9 protein-coding genes and 7 pseudogenes are annotated in these 19,433 nt (G+C 49.1%); 8 read left to right on the top strand and 8 right to left on the bottom strand.

Translation table 11 applies throughout. From position 1 onward, the window contains the following. Positions 1 to 83 precede the first annotated feature (83 nt). The 4 genes and pseudogenes from EB241_RS19545 to EB241_RS19530 form a co-directional block, all read left to right on the top strand. Positions 84 to 548: an Lrp/AsnC family transcriptional regulator gene (locus EB241_RS19545; RefSeq protein ID WP_124234749.1), complete on the top strand. Its 465-nt coding sequence runs from the start codon at positions 84 to 86 to the stop codon at positions 546 to 548. Positions 549 to 922: 374 nt separating this feature from the next. Continuing rightward, positions 923 to 1,126: pseudogene (locus tag EB241_RS19540) on the top strand (IS6 family transposase); the annotation flags it as partial. Beyond that, positions 1,113 to 1,355, top strand: a pseudogene (locus EB241_RS19535) (DUF2913 family protein); the annotation flags it as partial. The pseudogenes EB241_RS19540 and EB241_RS19535, both read left to right, overlap by 14 nt. Next, positions 1,294 to 1,788: pseudogene (locus EB241_RS19530) on the top strand (transposase); the annotation flags it as partial. The pseudogenes EB241_RS19535 and EB241_RS19530, both read left to right, overlap by 62 nt. 213 nt (positions 1,789 to 2,001) lie before the next feature. Here the strand turns inward: EB241_RS19530 and ssb1 are convergent. After that, positions 2,002 to 2,532 (bottom strand): single-stranded DNA-binding protein SSB1, encoded by a 531-nt coding sequence (gene ssb1 / locus EB241_RS19525; protein ID WP_124234748.1) that lies wholly within the window; start codon positions 2,530 to 2,532, stop codon positions 2,002 to 2,004. 301 nt (positions 2,533 to 2,833) lie between these two features. Here ssb1 and uvrA point away from each other — a divergent pair, with 301 nt between their 5' ends. Both uvrA and EB241_RS19510 read left to right on the top strand, forming a co-directional pair. Beyond that, on the top strand, positions 2,834 to 5,665 hold the full coding sequence (gene uvrA / locus EB241_RS19515; RefSeq protein ID WP_124234747.1) for an excinuclease ABC subunit UvrA: 2,832 nt from the start codon (positions 2,834 to 2,836) through the stop codon (positions 5,663 to 5,665). Between the two features lie 387 nt (positions 5,666 to 6,052). Beyond that, positions 6,053 to 7,105: an NAD(P)-dependent alcohol dehydrogenase gene (locus EB241_RS19510; protein WP_124234746.1), complete on the top strand. Its 1,053-nt coding sequence runs from the start codon at positions 6,053 to 6,055 to the stop codon at positions 7,103 to 7,105. 612 nt (positions 7,106 to 7,717) lie between these two features. Here EB241_RS19510 and EB241_RS19500 read toward each other — a convergent pair. The 7 genes and pseudogenes from EB241_RS19500 to EB241_RS19470 all read right to left on the bottom strand — a co-directional run. Beyond that, the gene (locus EB241_RS19500) at positions 7,718 to 9,868 is read right to left on the bottom strand and encodes a TonB-dependent receptor plug domain-containing protein (RefSeq protein WP_199737400.1); all 2,151 of its coding nucleotides are present in this window, start codon (positions 9,866 to 9,868) and stop codon (positions 7,718 to 7,720) included. A 412-nt stretch (positions 9,869 to 10,280) separates the two neighbouring features. Then, positions 10,281 to 10,613, bottom strand: coding sequence for an MmcQ/YjbR family DNA-binding protein (locus tag EB241_RS19495; protein WP_124234744.1), 333 nt, complete (start codon positions 10,611 to 10,613; stop codon positions 10,281 to 10,283). 6 nt (positions 10,614 to 10,619) lie between these two features. Continuing rightward, the gene (locus tag EB241_RS19490; protein ID WP_124234743.1) at positions 10,620 to 11,033 is read right to left on the bottom strand and encodes a secondary thiamine-phosphate synthase enzyme YjbQ; all 414 of its coding nucleotides are present in this window, start codon (positions 11,031 to 11,033) and stop codon (positions 10,620 to 10,622) included. A 263-nt stretch (positions 11,034 to 11,296) separates the two neighbouring features. Beyond that, complete coding sequence (locus EB241_RS19485) at positions 11,297 to 12,490, bottom strand: amino acid aminotransferase (protein WP_199737399.1); 1,194 nt, start codon at positions 12,488 to 12,490, stop codon at positions 11,297 to 11,299. Positions 12,491 to 12,551: 61 nt separating this feature from the next. Continuing rightward, positions 12,552 to 12,830 (bottom strand): annotated as a pseudogene (locus tag EB241_RS19480) (YitT family protein); the annotation flags it as partial. A gap of 34 nt (positions 12,831 to 12,864) precedes the next feature. Further along, positions 12,865 to 13,120 (bottom strand): annotated as a pseudogene (locus EB241_RS20775) (transposase); the annotation flags it as partial. Positions 13,121 to 13,264: 144 nt separating this feature from the next. Beyond that, positions 13,265 to 13,519: pseudogene (locus EB241_RS19470) on the bottom strand (Tn3 family transposase); the annotation flags it as partial. A 469-nt stretch (positions 13,520 to 13,988) separates the two neighbouring features. On the opposite strand from EB241_RS19470, the gene EB241_RS19465 reads away from it, so the two are divergent. Together EB241_RS19465 and EB241_RS22080 are read left to right on the top strand one after the other, a co-directional pair. Then, positions 13,989 to 18,230, top strand: a complete 4,242-nt coding sequence (locus EB241_RS19465) for a putative adhesin (protein ID WP_124234741.1) — start codon at positions 13,989 to 13,991, stop codon at positions 18,228 to 18,230. A gap of 1,084 nt (positions 18,231 to 19,314) precedes the next feature. Next, positions 19,315 to 19,433 (top strand): annotated as a pseudogene (locus EB241_RS22080) (IS110 family transposase); the annotation flags it as partial.

Here is a 19,433-nt window from a genome sequence, read left to right as displayed (position 1 = left end):
ATCAGCCAAATAGTGTTGGACAACAGAGTAAAATGTGCGGTTATCTGTCCTGCCAGATAACCTGATTTACTGCCGGATGAATAATGACCCAGATTGATGATTATGACCTTAAGATACTGACGTTGCTGGAGAGTAATGGTCGACTGACTAACCAGGAACTCAGTGACCTGGTGGGGCTTTCTGCCTCGCAATGCTCGCGGCGTCGTATCGCCCTTGAGCAGGATGGCCTGATCCTGGGTTATCACGCCCGGCTTTCCCCTGACGCTGTGGGTTTGAGGGTGATCGGTCTGATCGAGGTCCGCCTGATTAACCATACCGCAGACTACGTTGACAGTTTTCACCGCATGGTGGCGGAACAGCCAGCCATTGTGGACGCCTATAAAACCACTGGCGATGCCGATTATCTGCTAAAAGTTGCCGTGGCCGATTTGGCCGGACTGAGCGCACTGATCAGCCAGCTGGTGGCAGGCCATCAGAGCGTTTCGCATGTGAAAACCTCGGTGGTGCTTTCCCGCCTGAAAGAAAATGGAGCAATGCTCCCCGCTTAGGTTAACTGTGCCGCACCGGCCTGGTGCGACGAGCCGTGCTGTTTTCCTGAGCAGACAGCACCTGAATGCTGTTTCTGACTGAATACAGACCTGAAGTCAGCGGGTATGACTCCCTGTTGTCCTGAGGAAAATCATCATCCATGTCACGCGGGAGCAGATGAAGGGTATTTCACAATGTTATTGAGCATAAAGGCACACTTATAGCTGAGCGGGGCATCCTGCTATAGCTGAGCGGGGCATCCTGCCCCGGAGGGGTATGCGTTTATAATCATATTTACGGATACGCTTTGAATACAAAATAACGGTTCTGTGGTTCTGTCGCATTAAGACGCCGGCAGGTAACATTCTGTTTTTTTTATGTAATGTTGTCGACTATGTACCTGATCAGAAAATCTTTACGACGCCTCCATTATCCCACTGATATTATCGCCCAGTGCGTCCGCTGGTATCTGGCGTACTCACTTAGTCTGCGCAACCTCGAAGAGATGATGGCTAAGCGGGATATTATTGTTGATCACTCCACGCTTCACCGCTGGGTCATCCGCCTGGTGCCGGTACTGGATAAGGCGCCCCACCGGGCGGTATGCCATAGCCCTGAATGCCGGCGTGAACGGCATTTATCTCTCACGGACTAACCTCGACGCGGCTTTTGACGACGATGGGCGACAGATAAATCCGCTGCTGACGCGCCTGACCGGTAATGTGGGGGGCGTGGTAAAGCTGTTTAACCGGTGTGGCTGGCAGGCTGATTCAGGAGATGGGCGTGGTGCGGGTGCCGGGCTACAGGCGGCCCAACAGGGGCCTTAATGAATATCAGAAAAAGCGCTTCCGTTACGACGCAGGGCGGGACCTGTACCTCTGTCCGGCGGGCAGCGAGCTGATCTGGAGCACCACGGACCGCAACGGCTATCGTCACTACCGCTCTGACAGCCAGATATGCGCGTTATGCCCGGAGCGAAACCGGTGTACGCAGAGCCGGGGTATGCAGAAAACGTTGACGCGGCATGTGTGGGAAGAGGGGAAAGAGGAAGCAAACGCGCTGCAGCTGACGAAGTGGAGCAAAAAGGTGTACGCGCGGCGAAAACAAATGGTGGAAAGGAGCTTCGCGGACGCAAAACAGCACCATGGTCACCGGTACGCGTGGTACCGTGGGTTGTTTAAAGTACAGATACAGTGCCTGCTTGCGGTGACGGCGCAGAATATGAAGAAAATGGCGCTGCTGGCGCTCTTTTTACCCTGAATATGCTGGCATAAGGTCTGAAAAAGGGACAGAGGCGCGGGAAGTACCGGATAAAAATGATAAGAAGCTTGCAGGGAAAAATATCGCGATCGCGAACTGCGGTCGCTACAAAAGAAGAACCCCACATAAAAACGTGGGGTTCGTCAGCAGTCAGACCCCTGAATTAACAGGGGTCTGTGTATTTATTCTTTACAAATGACTCTCAGGTCAACTCTAGAACGGAATATCGTCGTCAAAATCCATTGGGGGCTCATTGCTGGCCGGAGCGCTATTCTGCTGTGGCTGTGGACGCGACTGCTGACCGCCACTGAACTGGTTGCTGCCCTGCGGCTGCTGCGGCTGACCCCAACCGCTGTTGTTACCCTGGTTACCACCCGCTGGCGCTCCACCGCCCTGACGGCCACCCAGCATCTGCATGGTACCGCCGACGTTAACCACAACTTCCGTGGTGTATTTTTCAACGCCAGCTTGATCGGTCCATTTGCGGGTCTGAAGGGAGCCTTCAATATAAACCTGGGAACCTTTACGCAGGTACTCGCCCGCCACTTCGGCCAGTTTGCCGAACAGCACCACCCGGTGCCATTCCGTTTTCTCTTTGGTTTCACCGGTTTGCTTATCACGCCAGCTCTCGGAGGTGGCCAGGGTGATATTGGCAACAGCACCGCCATTCGGCATGTAACGGACTTCAGGATCCTGACCCAGGTTGCCTACCAGGATCACTTTGTTTATGCCTCTGCTGGCCATGTTCGCATCTCCGATAAATGTTCTGCGTTAAGTCTAAGCCGTAAATTCTAACATTGTATATCGCCAAATCCTATCTTCCGATCTCGGTCCATCCTGGCAGATCACGCTTGCAGTACTACATTTTACCGCTGAAGACAGATCGCAATTTTTCCCCTGCAAAGCCTAAGCAGTACTCACCTTAGCAACCTCCTCCTCCATAACACTGTATATCCAATCAGGTTTTTTTGTGCCATAATGACAGGCTTCATTCTGGCTGTGCCAGACGGGCATGCTGGGGTCTGTGTTAATCCGGGAATTGTGAATGGATAAGATCGAAGTTCGGGGTGCACGCACCCATAATTTGAAAAATATCAACCTGATCATCCCCCGTGACAAACTGATTGTGGTCACCGGCCTGTCAGGTTCTGGGAAATCCTCACTGGCGTTTGATACGCTCTACGCCGAAGGGCAACGCCGCTATGTGGAGTCGCTGTCGGCCTATGCGCGCCAGTTTCTGTCCCTGATGGAGAAGCCCGATGTCGATCATATTGAGGGCCTGTCTCCCGCGATTTCCATCGAACAGAAATCAACCTCACACAACCCACGTTCTACCGTAGGGACCATCACAGAAATTCACGACTATCTGCGCCTGCTGTTCGCCCGCGTTGGCGAACCGCGATGCCCGGATCACGATGTGACCCTGGCCGCCCAAACTGTCAGTCAGATGGTGGATAACGTGCTGGCCCTCACCGAAGGACGCCGCCTGATGCTGCTGGCCCCGATCGTGAAAGAGCGCAAAGGCGAGCACACCAAAACCTTGGAAAATCTGGCCTCGCAGGGTTATATCCGCGCGCGCATCGACGGCGAAGTCTGCGATCTTTCCGATCCGCCCAAACTGGAATTGCAAAAAAAACACACCATCGAAGTGGTCGTGGATCGCTTTAAGGTGCGCGACGATTTGCAACAACGCCTTGCCGAATCCTTTGAAACCGCGCTGGAACTCTCCGGCGGCACCGCGGTGGTGGCCGATATGGACGATGCCAGCGCCGAAGAACTGCTGTTCTCCGCCAACTTTGCCTGCCCGGTGTGCGGCTACAGCATGAGCGAGCTGGAACCGCGCCTGTTCTCCTTTAACAATCCGGCAGGGGCCTGTCCAACCTGCGATGGACTGGGGGTTCAGCAATATTTCGATCCCGATCGTGTGGTACAGAACCCGGAGCTTTCCCTGGCCGGTGGCGCCATTCGCGGCTGGGATCGCCGTAATTTCTATTATTTTCAGATGCTGCGTTCGCTCTCCGATCATCTGGCCTTCGATATCGAAGCGCCGTTCAATTCACTCGATGCCAGCACCCGCAAGGTGATCCTTTACGGTTCAGGCAAAGAGAATATCGAATTTAAGTACATCAACGATCGCGGAGATACTTCAGTCCGTCGTCACCCGTTCGAAGGTGTCCTGCACAATATGGAGCGCCGTTATAAAGAGACAGAATCCTCCGCCGTTCGGGAGGACCTGGCGAAATTTATCAGTAACCGCGCCTGCGCCAGCTGTGAAGGGACTCGCCTGCGCCGTGAGGCTCGCCATGTATTTGTTGACAATACCAGCCTGCCAACTATTTCCGATATGAGCATTGGCCATGCGATGGCGTTTTTTCAGAATATGAAGCTGAGCGGGCAGCGGGCAAAAATAGCGGAAAAAGTGCTGAAAGAGATCGGGGATAGGCTGAAATTTCTGGTCAATGTCGGCCTGAACTACCTGTCTATGTCCCGTTCAGCGGAAACGCTCTCTGGCGGTGAAGCACAGCGTATCCGACTGGCCAGCCAGATTGGTGCCGGTCTGGTGGGGGTGATGTATGTGCTGGACGAGCCCTCCATCGGCCTGCATCAGCGCGACAATGAGCGCCTGCTGGAAACTTTGGTGCATTTACGCAATCTCGGCAACACGGTGATTGTGGTAGAGCATGACGAAGATGCGATCCGTGCCGCAGACCATGTGATTGATATCGGCCCCGGTGCTGGCGTGCACGGCGGCCAGGTGGTGGCTGAAGGCACCGTCAATGACATTATGGCGGTGGATGCCTCACTGACCGGGCAGTTCCTCAGCGGCAAGCGGGGGATCGCCGTCCCACAGGAACGGGTCAATGCCGATCCAAATAAAGTCCTGAAGCTCACCGGTGCGAGGGGCAACAACCTGAAGGATGTGACCCTGACGCTACCGGTTGGTCTGTTCAGCTGCATTACGGGCGTTTCCGGCTCCGGTAAATCCACGCTGATTAACGACACGCTGTTCCCGATTGCCCAACGACTGTTAAACGGTGCCACTATCATCGAGCCGGCCCCTTACCGCGATGTCAGCGGCATGGAACATTTCGATAAAGTTATCGATATCGATCAAAGCCCGATTGGGCGAACCCCTCGCTCGAACCCGGCAACCTACACCGGCATTTTTACCCCGGTACGTGAGCTGTTTGCCGGCGTTCCTGAGTCACGCACCCGTGGTTACACGCCGGGCCGCTTCAGCTTTAACGTTCGCGGCGGTCGCTGCGAAGCCTGTCAGGGCGATGGTGTGATCAAGGTGGAGATGCACTTCCTGCCGGACATCTACGTCCCCTGCGACCAGTGCAAAGGCAAACGCTATAACCGTGAAACCCTGGAGATTAAGTACAAGGGCAAAAGCATTCACGAAGTGCTGGAGATGACCATTGAGGAAGCACGGGAGTTCTTTGATGCCGTGCCGGCGCTGGCGCGTAAGCTGCAAACGCTGATGGATGTCGGGCTTTCCTATATTCGTTTGGGACAGTCGGCCACCACGCTGTCCGGCGGCGAAGCACAGCGCGTCAAGCTGGCGCGTGAGCTGTCGAAGCGCGGTACGGGCCAGACGCTGTATATTCTTGACGAACCGACCACCGGCCTGCACTTTGCCGATATTCAGCAGTTACTGGAAGTGCTGCATCAGCTGCGCGATCAGGGCAACACCATTGTGGTGATTGAGCACAACCTCGATGTGATCAAAACCGCCGACTGGATTGTTGACCTGGGGCCAGAGGGTGGTAGCGGTGGTGGTGAGATCCTGGTGTCCGGCACGCCGGAGACAGTGGCTAAATGTGAAGCATCCCACACTGCTCGCTTCCTGAAACCGTTGCTGAACACCAGGTAATTTTCTCCGGGCATCCTGTGGCACAGGCGAAATATTATCCATGCCACCCAGCCACCTGCCGCTGTTGATGACAGAGCTCCCCTGTTCGCCGGGGAGCACAGCAACATATTTCCTGTCTGCCTGTCGACATTTGCTGGCCATTCCCCCGCTATTTTGTGCCACTTCTGACTGAAATTTGCAGGATCAGGCAAGATTTAAACAGATTCCGACATGTCCCCTTAGCCGATGGCTGACTATCCTTAACCTTCGTGTTTTGCACATTACCACAGGAGTCTGTGCCACCAGGCCATCGCCAGCCAATGCAGATGCGGCACACCAGCACTCAACGGCGGCTAAAACCGTCCTTGTAAATCGGGCTTCGCGACATTTTCAACCCTGGGAGGAACCATGAATATTACTCATGCTTATGCAGCACAGGACGCCAAATCTGAGCTGGCACCGTTTGAATATCAACCGCGTGAACTGCGCGATCATGATGTGCTGATCGACGTTCTGTACTGCGGCGTCTGTCACTCCGATCTCCACCAGGCCCGCAACGAATGGAAAAACACCCTTTTTCCGGTCGTCCCTGGCCATGAAATTGTTGGTCGGGTAAGCGCAACGGGCAACCATGCCCACAAATACAAACCGGGCGATCTGGTCGGCGTAGGCTGCCTGGTCGACTCCTGCCGCACCTGTGACAGTTGCCAGGAAGATCTGGAGCAATACTGCGAAAACGGCTTCACCGGCACCTATAACGGCCAGGATCGCATCACCGGAGAAACCACCTACGGCGGCTATTCCACTCAGGTGGTGGTAACGGAAGATTTTGTCCTGCGCGTCCCGGAAAACCTTGATCCGGCCGGTGCCGCACCGCTGTTGTGTGCCGGAATCACCACCTACTCTCCCCTGCATCACTGGGGCGCGGGACCGGGCAAGAAAGTGGGTATTGTCGGTCTGGGTGGTCTGGGTCATATGGGTGTTAAAATTGCCCACGCAATGGGTGCCCATGTGGTGCTGTTCACCACCTCACCATCAAAAATCGCAGACGCAAAGCGCCTGGGTGCAGATGAAGTGGTGATTTCGAAAGATGCCGACCAAATGGCGGCGCACGCTAACAGCGTCGATTTAATTGTTAACACCGTCGCGGCGCCACACGACCTGAACCCCTTTATCAACCTGCTACGCCGCGATGGGACCCTGACGCTGGTTGGCGCGCCGGAACATGACCATCCGTCACCACAGGTTTTCAATCTGATCTTTAAGCGTCGGAGCGTCGCCGGTTCACTGATTGGCGGCATTAGGGAGACGCAGGAGATGCTGGATTTCTGCGGCAGGCACAATATTACCTCAGATATTGAGATGATCAGGATGGACGAAATTAACGAGGCCTATGAACGGATGTTGAAAAGCGACGTGAAGTATCGTTTTGTGATTGATATCGACACCCTGCGCGCCTGAACACAGCGGGGCGAGACATCGCCCCAGTTGCTCAGGCGAGTCAGGCATACGTCCTGCCAGCAGGCCGGCCAGAACTGGCGATGCAGCGTTTCAGCAGCCTTTGCGACTCGCGGCCCGATGCAAGGTATCAGTGCCCGATCGATGGCAACGATACGCCGGTTTTACATGCGGCGGTGTGAGTGATGCCGATAAACACCTTTACCGGCCGGCACCGTGTCACTTACGTTGTCCGGCCGCTGACGAGTGTGGCTTACCCTCACCTTACCCTGTGCAGCTGGGTGCCAGCGTGTAAATATCGTTATATGTCTGCTCAACCCTGGCCGGGAGGCGCGGCAGCGTAATCAGCGGTACCTTCTGCACACGAAGCGTCACGATCGCCAATGGCGGCCCGCCATTCTGCCTGGTAAGAAAACGGTCCGGGTTCAGCGATAAAAGCGCTGCTCTGTTAAGCTGTATCCGGTTTCCGGCAGAAAATGGAAGTTATCCCCCTGGCACCGGTTCTCCAGGCCCAGGGCAAAAATCAGCGCACCACGTGAGTCATCCGAAACCTACAGTTGGTCAGCTGCTGAACAGACAAAACCGCGCCAGTAATCCCGCGGCTGTTTTCTTCATTTATCTGAAATGCCATGCAAAGCCGAGAGCGGCGTTAAAACCTGCGGCGGGGATTGATTCATGCGCCGTCCGGTAACTTTTATTGGTCAGATTATTCAGTGCCAGATTGAGCTGGTAGCGATCCTGTGGGCCGAATTCGGTATTAAGGGCAAGGTGCAGCGTCTCCCAGCCGGGGTAATGCGCGGTTGTACCAGCAGTCTTATCCGTTGCATCAGAGGCAGCACGCAGATAAAAGTCAGAAGTGAGCGTCATGGCGTCAAGCAGCAGCGTATGCTTCAGCCCCAGGCGACCACTGAGGGTCGGATCGCCGGTATCCCAGGTTTTCAGCGCCGCACCGTCGTACCGACGGCGGATAAGCGTACCGCTCAGATACGGCGATACCACCCAGCCATTGTACTCAGCCACCAACTCCATCCCCCAGCTTTTGGCGCGGTCAACATTATCGTAGTAGTAGTATCCCCCGCGGGAAGTGCTGCTGTTGCCAGCACAAACTGCCTGTCCCGTACAGGCAATGCTGGCGATATAGCCTTTTGCTTCGGAATACCATACCGCGCCATCAACCAGCCACGTGCTGCCCAGGTAGCGCATCCCCAGTTCAATGTTATTTGAGTGCTCTGCCTGCAAATGCGGGTTGCCATAGGTCACACCACCGCCAGCTGATGTCTGCATAAACTGCTGGTTCAGCGTCGGAAAAGCATATCCCTGAGCGAACGCAGCGCGCAGTTCAAGATGCGCAAAGCCGGAATAGTGCAGGCTGGTCGAGGTAACCAGCTCATTATCACGCACGATATGCCCTCCCTCTGAGGTAAAGGTACTGAGGGTGTTGGTGACGGAATGCAGCTCGCTGCCGTTCAGCTTTGATGACAGCCAGTAGTGACGGACGCCGAACATCCACCGCCAGTCTTGCGCAAAACGCCAGTCATTTTGTGCAAACAGGGAGAACGTGGTTTGCTCTGATTCATTATGCGACAGCGTATGGGTTTCATTATCAAATAAGCCAGTCGCCGCCATCTGCCGGGTATAGCCGCTGGTCGTCTGCCTGATGTTATCGTGCTGGTACTGGGTGCCGGTCACCAGCTCGTCATTGTCGAACAGCAGAAAATGGCTTTGTAGCGTGGCACCCTGAGTAAGCTGCCTGTCGTTGGTATGCGTCTGATTGTGTACCGTCAGGGCTTTGATCAGAGGGCTGGCGATCGCCTGTGTCGTCACGACCTCATTTTCAAATTTACGATCGATAGTCTGACTGTAGGCGTCTACATGGAGGGTTTTCAGCACCTCACCGCCCATCTCATTATCGTAAAACAGGCCAATTTTCTGGCGTTCCAGTTTTGGGATCTTCACGCTGAAGGCGGCATAATCTCCTTCACCATGATTAAACCAGGTTTGCGTGGAAAGTTTATAGCGATCGAGCGATAAGCCTACTTTCTGCCGTTGAAAACGATAGCCCAGCCACGCCCCCTGGCTGTTATTGCGAAAATGTGTATCCGGTAATCGGCCATCCGCTGTGTCACGATCGCCCTGATCGGCATAGCTGCCGTTAATACGGTAATCAAAACGGCCAATGCTGCCCCAGCCAGTGGCGGACTCTTGCCAGCCCGCCGTGGCGGAGCGGTAAACGGCTTTTACCGTCGCCGCCAGCGGACGGTCACCGCCTTTTTTGGTGATAAAATTCACCACGCCGCCGACAGCCTGCGAACCGTACAGCACGGAATAGGGGCCTTTCAGCACTTCAATCCGTTCAAGCGCTGAGGCGTCGATTAGCAATCCCGCGCCGTAGTTTTGCCCTGCCCGTTGATAGGTCACTTGCTGGCCATCAATCAAAATCAGCACGCGGGAAGAGGTTTCGCCGCGAATGCGGATTTGCCTGCGGCCTGCCAACGCATTATCCGTCAGTTCAACGCCTGGGATATCCTGAAGATCGTCAGCAATCGCAACATGGGTGGAATTTTGCAGCATGTTGCTGTCGATAACCTGTATCGTCGCCGGGCTGTGCCAGAGCGATGTTTCACCACGGTTTGCCGTGATAACCATCGTATCTTCTTTCGTCGTTTTAGCCTGCGTGGTGGGTGCGGCTCCGGCGACAGTTTCACCCGCGGTAAATAATAACAGGGTGGAGAGCATGACAGCTCCCCGGCAGATCCATTGCGACATGTGAGCATCCCTTACAACACAAATGATAATGAATATCATTTGTGTTTATCCTAAAAAGGTTATCGGATCTACCCGGAAATATCCCAATAGAATGGCGGCTTGACCCATATCACAGTAAAACTGCTGATTAATTTATAACCGTGAAAAAGGTCACGCTTTATTGCGCCAGAACCAACCCACCTGTCTTTTGTGCAGCACGGCATGACCTGACTTAACTGGCACCACGTGTCTGTCAGACTGCATTATTACCGGTCCGGGAACACACCAGACCGATAAATACTGCCCGCCCGCACCGCGTGAGCCGGGACGCCAGGCAGATGTGTGACTGGCAACGGGGTTACAGGCCAGAGAATATATGGCTACCGCGAATATATGGCTAACGCTGTGCCGGACTGAAGCCATCCGGCGGCCACTAATGGCCGGTTTTATTGCCCAGCGCCTGCTGCAACGAGGCATCCACCAGAAAGTAAATTTGCGAATCCTTCAGCGTTCCATTCAGCAACACCGTACTCCAGTGAGATTTGTTGAGGTGTTCGCTGGGCTGCACATCGTGGTGCTTCTCGCGCAGTAATTCAGCCAGTGCGGGCGTGGTTTTCAGTGCCACCGCTGGTCGCCCGTTAATCTCATACACCTGTGCAAACAGCACATTATTCACCTTGATCTGCGTGGCTTTCCAGTCGCTGTGTACGCTTTGCTCAGCACCAGGTTTGCTCATGCAATAAGCGAGAAGATCCGATATGGTCATCCTGTTTTATTCCCCTTGTAACGTGGCGACGATACGTCTGGCGCCACCATGCTGACGGTGTTCGCCCAGCCAGATACCCTGCCATGTCCCAAGCACCAGACGCCCACGGCAGACTGGCAAGGTCAGTGAAACCCCAATTGATGAAGATTTAACATGGGCGGGCATATCATCCGCCCCCTCGTAATCATGTTCCCAGGGCGCACTCTCCGGCACCTGTCGCAAAAAGTGTTGTTCCATATCGCGTCGCACACTGGGGTCGCAGTTTTCATTCAGCGTTAATGAAGCGGAGGTGTGTTGCAACAGCAAATGCAGCAGCCCCACCTGCACATCGATGCGGCGTAGCGCGTCGGTGATCTCATCGGTCACCAGATGAAACCCGCGTGATTTGGGGGCCAGGGTAATGATTTGCTGATACCACATCGTGCTGCTCCTTAAACGAATAACTGTTGTTAAGTGTGGAGCAAAAGGCGAAAAGGTAAACCCGGAATTGTTGCAACGTGCTGTCCGTTGCACCTGCTCTGTTTGTCCGCCGGGTCGCACCCGCCAGACAAACAGAGTAAGGTCACAGCGCTTATGGAGTGGCGGCGACACAATGGCGCTCTGGACGCAGGAAGAACCAATAACCCACACGGTTAAGAACGAAAAACGGCTCCCGAAGGAGCCGCCCGTAAAGCCATCGGCAGTTACATGACCGCCGCAAACGCTTTGGCAACCTGATGAACATTTTCGCTGTTCAACCCGGCCACGCACATCCGACCGCTGGCGATCAGGTAGATGCCAAATTCCTCCCGCAGCCTGTCCACCTGTGCCTCGCTCAAGCCGGTGTAGCTGAACATACCCCGCTGCCGGAGCAGATAATCGAAGTTTTTATCCGGCATCGCCGTCGCCAGTACATCCACCAGCCGCTGGCGCATGGTCAGAATACGCAGGCGCATCGCTTCCACTTCCGCCAGCCAGCTGGCTTTCAGTTCAGCATCATGCAACACGCAGGAGACCAGTTGCGCACCAAAATTGGGGGGACTTGAGTAGTTACGACGCACGGTTGCCTTCAGTTGTCCCAATACTCTGGCGGCTTCTTCCGCATTGTCACACACCACCGACAGGCCACCAACGCGCTCACCGTAAAGCGAGAAGATTTTCGAGAAGGAATTGCTGACCAGCGCTGGCAATCCCGCCGAGGCCACAGCCCGGATAGCATAAGCATCTTCTTCCATCCCCGCGCCAAAGCCCTGATAAGCAATATCAAGGAACGGGATCAGCTCGCGTTGTTTCAGCACGTCCGTAACAATATCCCATTGTGCATTGGTCAGGTCGGCACCGGTCGGGTTGTGACAGCACGGATGCAGCAGCACAATGCTTTGTGCCGGGAGTGTCTTCAGCGTCGCCACCAGCCGATCAAACTGCACGCCATTGCTCTCTGCGTCGTACCACGGGTAGGTATTTACTTGGAAACCGGCACCGGAGAAGATCGCCACATGATTTTCCCAGGTGGGATCGCTGACCCAGACCTGAGAATCGGGAAAATACGCTTTCAGAAAGTCCGCGCCAATTTTCAGCGCCCCGGAGCCGCCAACCGTCTGGATAGTGGCGATACGTCCGGCCTGGAGTACCGGGTGCTGTTGGCCGAACAACAGCGATGCAACAGCACTGCGGTAAGGTGGCAGTCCTTCCATTGGCAGATACAAAGACGCACTGGCCGCCTGAGCGTTCAGACGGGCTTCTGCGATGGTCACGGCGTTCAGCTGTGGGATCTGCCCCTGTTGGTCATAATACAACCCGATGCTCAGGTTCACCTTGTGTGGTCGCTCATCCTGTCTGAAGGTTTCCATCAGGGAAAGAATGGGATCGCCGGCGTAGGCATCAACGTTTCGAAACACGGTACATATCTCCATAATTAACTAACAGGGGGTTGACGCTGCTTTTTGCAACATCTCAGGCTCAGACGAAATAACGGCCAGGACGATGGTTCATGGCAATAATCAGGTTAAGGACTGCGGCTCCGGCGACAGAGGCGACCAGCATGGTCGGGGACACCACAAACAGCGAGGCCAACACCACGCCGCTGTCAACGCACATCTGTAACTTACCGGCGCGAATACCGTACCGCGCCTGTAACCACAACGCCAGAATATTGATGCCACCGAGGCTGGCTTTATGCCGAAATAATACTATAAAGCCAATGTCCATTATTAGGTTACCCAACAGCGTGGCGTAAAACGATCCTGTACATGATTCTGTGTAAATGCCTTTTTCAGAAGTGACCGTCCAGGCGGACACCGCACTCGATAATAAAGCGGCTCATTGCCATACGCCAGTCCCTCAGCGACATGTCCATTTCTGTGATGCCGTCTGGATTGTGCCAGCCACACCACCTTGTTCACCGCGTCGTCTGTCGGGAACACCTTCCGTTTCTTGATGGCATGTCGGATCACGCTGTTCAGTGACTCGATGGCGTTGGTCGTGTAGATCACCTTGCGGATGTCTGCCGGGTAAGCGAAGAACCAGGCAGCCTGGCGGCTGCAAATCGATGTGTGGCAGAATGGCGTTATTCTGAAATTCGCCAGCCGAAGGTTATCCCGTGTCACATTCCTCTGAGCATCAGCTTGCTCATACTAAAAGGGCTCAGTTTGGGAAACGGAAAATATTGTACATTAAGGTTGTTTTTTGTACTGACTGACATCAACAGGTCGTAAAGGACGATACTTCCCTTTAGCCAGCTTCTTATTGGTTCGCCCGATATAATTAATGTGCTCCCAGTCCAGCGGAGGCAGGTGTGACAACAATTGATCATTGAGTGGTAGTCCCTTCTTTTTCAGATGGTTAATAGCGTTTTCTATATACACGGTATTCCACAATGTGATCGCTGCTGTGATCAGCTTAAGACCGCTGGCGCGGTAACTCTGGTTTCCAAAACGGAGCCCAGCTATGACGAAAGGAGTAAATAATACAATAGATGAAATGAGCATCGGCAGGATTGTCAATCTCATAGTCGTGTACTCCCTGTTTAAATCATGCTATTGCAGATAGTTCTTGTACTAATGATTTTATCATGCGACTGGCAATGGTAATGTTGATACACGGCATTATCCAAAATATACTTTTTAACGGCATCAATGCGTTCACAAAAGGGACATTTCACTTCAGCCTCGGCCATTAATTTACACCTGTAACATTGTTCATTCTTCAGGAGTGTCAACGTATTGAATACATGACCACTAATGGCGGCGAATGATACCCGTCTGCGGCGCTGAGCACGGGGGGAACCATCTTTTCTCATTATAAAATCACCGGCTAAATTACCTAAAAAAGCGTTAATTGATAGAATTGTGGTATGTGGATTTTATTTAATACTTCTTTTATTGAGAGAATTAAGTAATGCTGCAATCAGTGACGCAGTACCACCATACCATGGAATACACTGCTGGAAATAATAATGCAGGAAACAGCGACCGGCAACGGGACCTGAAGCCTGGAGACAGGATTGCTGAAAGTGTTGGTGCTGTGGTCTATCAGGATAAAGATAACCCGCATAAAGTAATCAAAAAAATAATATTCGGTAGCACTGGAAATATCGATGAGGCGATAAAAAATTACCATCTCTTTAAAAAATATTACGGAGAGAACTCTGCATATTTGCTGAAGAAAGACGACTGTTGCTATATCCATATGGATAAACTATCTGGAGAGACCCTCGATAAAACAGGAGCCTTTCCTGATAATGCAGAAGAGTTCTTTATCAAAATGTTGAGAGAAATGGAGGCGAAGGGAATATATCATGCAAATTTAAAGCCTGATAACGTTCTGTATTGTGCCAGGGAAAATCGCTTTTATCCATTAGGTTTCAGTGATAATAGTGATCTGAGGCGTAGCGCAACCCATGAAGAATACAAAGTACTTGATCAGGAATATAAATACCGTATTAATTTAATATTAGATATTATTAATAACAGAACGATTGACGTTTCCCGGACAGATGAGCCACCTGTATTAGTTTCAGGTGTTCCTTCAGAAGACCTCGCTGAAGGTGAATTGTCCCGTAACACCAATTTTTCTTTCTACAAATTTCTATCTGGATATTACTGTGGTCAGGAGTTAAATAATGATATAAAACCTGGGGAGAGTTATGGTCGAGATGTAAATGGTGATGTAGAAACTGGAGAGAATGGTGGTCAGGAGTTAAACAATGATATAGAACTTGAAGAAATAATTTCTGAGGGGAGGGAGCTTTTATTTTTAGCCGACCAACAGAAAGAGATAAATCGTCGTACACATTCATCTACTTTCGCATCTGTTATAAATAATAAAGGGAGGGTGATATTGGCGTCAGCATCCCTTTTAGGAATGGCAGCCGGTGCTTACTATTTTAATGAGAATTTTCGGCATGATGGCGAGAATAGGGGGAGTAGCGATGCAATTATTAGTAATGAAGAATACCAACAAGGTATGGAATTAATCAATTCTCTTGAAGGAAGTGATCTTGACTTTATTTTTTCAGATAGTAAAGTTAATTTAACACCTCACATAAGAATGAAGCGAGATAATCTGCAACAAGAAACAATTGACTTGGAAATAAAAGATGAAAACATTCCTGTTTTCATAGAGGCAATACTCACTGGAGTACAGGATGTAAAAATTAAAGAGGTATTCAGAGAAATATGGGATAAGAATAAAAACGTATCAGGTAAAGTCAGAGGTAGTGAAAATCTCAAGGTTTTACTTGGTGTTTTAAATGGTATTATTGTTTTTTTATTAAATAACAAAAATACTATCAGTGATGGTCAATTTTCAGATGGTCGTAATGTCGTTAAAGCATTATGGTCCGTATCCAGGAAAGCTTATTTTCCTGTGAAATATAAAAAATTAATAGATAAAATAGACGCAAATAAAATTTTTATTACGTCATCGGCTCGTGATATATCGTATATTTTGGATTTTATTATTAGTGATATAAAGGATGTTTCATTTAAGCGTGAAATGGAATCTATTTCAAAAAAAGCATATCACTCATTAAATAAATTAGATAATTATAATCAGGATGATGAAAATCTCTATTTACTTATGGAGCATGTTTCGTTGCTTACTGAGTTTTCCACTGATTTTTATATTAAGCATGGCGCAAGCAAAACATATAAAATGAGTGTGAAATTGATTAAAAAACTTTGGAAACTTGCTGATTCTTTACCTGAATTGAATAGTAAACATAAGATAAAGATGTTTGCAGAGTACAGACAGATGATACAATCTGGAGATGAGGTGCTAAGTACGATTGAAAACCTGGCTCCTCCAATCTTTGATCCTAATTCATATATAGATAATTTTATAGACGATGAAATTAGAAAGTTTGAGAAAATAAGCGGTAAGAAACTGGGTTTGAAAGCAGATAGCATTATTCATGCTACCCGGCATGTCCATAAGTATGATGCTTTTGTTAACCAAACAGTAATTATTAAATTAGATATTCCACTTAGGGATATTGTGACAAACATGTATTTTATGAGGGTTGGACAGGTTTATAATCTCAGTTATGATAGTTCAATTAAACCCCTAATTGAATCTTTAAAAAAAACTCACTTGCAAAATAAAATGACTCAGGCACTACATGATTATAAGAAGGAGGAAAGCAATATAAAGGCAATGACTACACATTATCGTCAGATGATAGACTATCGTTGCCTGTCTTACCTGTCACCATCTAATAAAGATAATAAGTATGCCTCTTATGTTGAAGGCTTCCTTAAAGGAAAGGTACAGGCAAGGGAATTTTTATTTTACAATATAAAATTAAATGGTGTTTTTTTTATACCTGCCGGAAATATTCGCAAAGGTGTATTGTTTAGTATAGATGAACCCAAATTTTTTAATCTGGACGATTTTCATCATAAATTTATTATAAATGGTTATATGCATACTGGAACATATACATCGACACCTCGTGATCCAGCATTCAAGGCGTGGATATTAAATAAAATCCCCATTAAAGACAGAGCGGAATATGGTGAAGAAACGAAGCCGTTTGGCTACCCGCTGGATACTACTATGCTACTGGCAATGCCACCCATTGAGAATCATATTAATCATTATCTGACACCCTCAGATCAGGGATTCAACATTAAAGGAATACCAGACAAGCTTTTTAGCCAACTGATGGAGCGTTTGGAAAGTGATATCGATACGCTGAACTTCTCAATAGAAGAGATGGATGCCCATGAAAGGGAGAAAATATTTAGGGTAATAAAAATATTTTTTGCAGCAGCCAGTCTCATTATTGCTCCAGTGTCGGGGTTTTCCAGTACGGCTGCCTGTTTAGGGTTTATTATCTCAGCAATAGATGTAGCAGTTTCATTGGCAGAAGGTAGTATCGCAAAAGCGAAAGGTGATAAAAATGCAGATACGCTAATGAATGAAGCAATCATCTCCTCTCTTATGTCTGTTAACTTTCAAGCCCGACTTAGTTTTAATGCGCCAATGATAACTCGAAATCTGATTAGTGCCTCAGTCAAGAATTATCAAAATATTAGTAAGTTATCCAAGAATATCATTCCTGTCATCCTCAAAAATAGAGCGAAATATGCGAATATGGTCAAATATGGTGATTTGTCCCATAGAGGAATGAGCCCTAAGCTGGTTAAGCCAAAAATGTCAGATTTTACCAATGAACATGGTTTTTTTAATGAGTTAGAATTTAATAAAAGTATGAATGAATATATTAAAGAAAAAGGCGTGTTAGAAAGAATGGTTAAGGCTGGCAAGAATGCGCCCGATGAGCGCCAGAGAAGAAAATTGATAGCAGAAAGCAAAATGATGAGTTTACGGGGAAGTCACTCTTGTACATTGGATACAGTCACCGATAACCGATTTACACTTCATTATGTAAAGGACTCGCCAGCGGATACAGCCGTTTTAAGTGCCCATGGTTGGTTTACCGTGGATTCAACACAATTAACGCTGTCAGGTGATAAAGAAATTTTATTTCTTGGTCCTCATGGTGAAATATTACTGGAACCACCTGAAGTGGAAGGTATGTTGCCAATGGAAAATCTATTATCTGGCAAGAAAAACCCATCCCTCTACAGTAAATTGACTAATAAGGGACTTATATCCTATAAACCAGGAAGTAGCCTGTTGAATGAAGAAGTTGCCATGAATTATAAACTTAGTTATTATGAAAAAGCACCAGATGAGGAAATGCAGTTAGCTTTGTTATCCAACAGAATTAACAAAAATAAGGAAAGAATGGATATCATTACAGTTAATGAAAAAGTAGACAGTGATCGTTACAGAGATCCAACATTACGTGATTTGATGGCCTTAATCAAAAATAACAAATCATTTCAGCCATATAAAAAGATACTGTTTGTAGCCTGTAGAGAAGAAAAAACACCTGGGTTGTTAAGAAAATCAGTAAAAGATGTTAAGCTTGGTAGCGGATATGAAGTTGAATTTAGTGAAAAATCTTTTGCTGAACAGTCAACAAGGAATAAAAGAAGTACTAATCATACCAGCTATGATGATGATATTAATTTCGATGGTTTTCTTCTTTATGAGTTAATTACCCTGGAAAAAGGTAAAATGACCAGAGAGATCAAGGAAATAGTGCCATATATAAAAAGCAAATAAGAAACCTTCAGTGCTCAATTGAACTATGCTTACTGCAGCCAATGCCAAATTCTGTGATGCCTTTGAATCTGTTGGCCACAATCAGAGAATATTTGTGAGGAGAGGACATAATGATATTACCTGCACAGGTTCTTGTCGCTCCTTATCAGATCAAAGAGGGTGAGTTATGGCAGGCTATTTTAAAACGTCAGGATATGGATGTGTGGCAATGAATCGCCGTAGGGGTTGAGGAAAATGAATCAATTCTGGCTGCGGCGTTGAGAGATTCCGGGGAAGATCTGGGTATTCATTCAGGTGAGCTTGAGATAATACCGTTGGAATCAAAATGCTCTGTCCCTAAAATAGACGTTGAGGCCAGAAGATATGTATACGGTGACAGAATATGCCTTTGCGGTGTGCATACCACCTGATTCAGGTATCGCATTAAATCCTGAACACAGTACATATAAGATGAGCAGATTCAGCGAGATAGTGAATTACAAAGCCTGGGGGCAGTAACAGAATTGCCGCCTGGGAATTACGCTCAAAGACTCCTGAGCAGGAATCTGACCGATGAGAAGGTACTGTAAAAAATGGATTTTTAATCAGCCCAGGATGCTATGCCAAATGAGGGGCATTGTATTCTCAGGTATCAGATCGGCAGAGGTGTACGATCTTATTTATATAAGGAAATTACGCTTTATCTCCCCCCTTTCCTGAATGTGATAAAATGTCATGTTTGGCAAATTAACCTTCTGGAAGAACGGGGGAATTTATTAAAAAGTGAATACTCCAGTTGGATGGCATTGAGGGTTTATTCTCTCTTTAATTTTAAAAGAAAATAAATGCGCCTTACAGCCAATAAATAGCTGTTCCGAATAGTAGATCACTGGGTAACAAGTGGTGATTGCTTCATTAATTCTGACGATAACTTTGCAGCGTTGATAGCACCGGCTTTCGTTGTTGAAAGCGGGTTATCCCTTGTGCCACAGGGTTTAGGTTAAGTGTAGCGATATCAGGAACTAATGAAATGGACACCTCCCTTTACCGGCTTCATTGAGCCATGCTGTAAGTGCAAACCAACAGCAAAATAAAGAGGTGCCCCGTGGAACAAATTATCGGAATTGATCTGGCAAAGCGAGTATTTCAGGTGCATATCGTTTCTGCGCAGGGTGAAAATAAATTCAATAAAATGATCACTCGCGAAAAACTGATGGCGTTTAT

The sequence above is a fragment of the Erwinia psidii genome (assembly GCF_003846135.1).
Taxonomy (GTDB): domain Bacteria; phylum Pseudomonadota; class Gammaproteobacteria; order Enterobacterales; family Enterobacteriaceae; genus Erwinia; species Erwinia psidii.
This window is presented reverse-complemented; position numbering and strand designations above follow the sequence as displayed.

What these genes read in the sequence shown, in the direction of transcription:
- EB241_RS19545 (WP_124234749.1), top strand. Translation starts at nt 84, where the DNA reads ATGACCCAGATTGATGATTATGACCTTAAGATACTGACGTTGCTGGAG.
- ssb1 (WP_124234748.1), bottom strand. Translation starts at nt 2,532, where the DNA reads ATGGCCAGCAGAGGCATAAACAAAGTGATCCTGGTAGGCAACCTGGGT.
- uvrA (WP_124234747.1), top strand. Translation starts at nt 2,834, where the DNA reads ATGGATAAGATCGAAGTTCGGGGTGCACGCACCCATAATTTGAAAAAT.
- EB241_RS19510 (WP_124234746.1), top strand. Translation starts at nt 6,053, where the DNA reads ATGAATATTACTCATGCTTATGCAGCACAGGACGCCAAATCTGAGCTG.
- EB241_RS19500 (WP_199737400.1), bottom strand. Translation starts at nt 9,868, where the DNA reads ATGTCGCAATGGATCTGCCGGGGAGCTGTCATGCTCTCCACCCTGTTA.
- EB241_RS19495 (WP_124234744.1), bottom strand. Translation starts at nt 10,613, where the DNA reads ATGACCATATCGGATCTTCTCGCTTATTGCATGAGCAAACCTGGTGCT.
- EB241_RS19490 (WP_124234743.1), bottom strand. Translation starts at nt 11,033, where the DNA reads ATGTGGTATCAGCAAATCATTACCCTGGCCCCCAAATCACGCGGGTTT.
- EB241_RS19465 (WP_124234741.1), top strand. Translation starts at nt 13,989, where the DNA reads ATGCTGCAATCAGTGACGCAGTACCACCATACCATGGAATACACTGCT.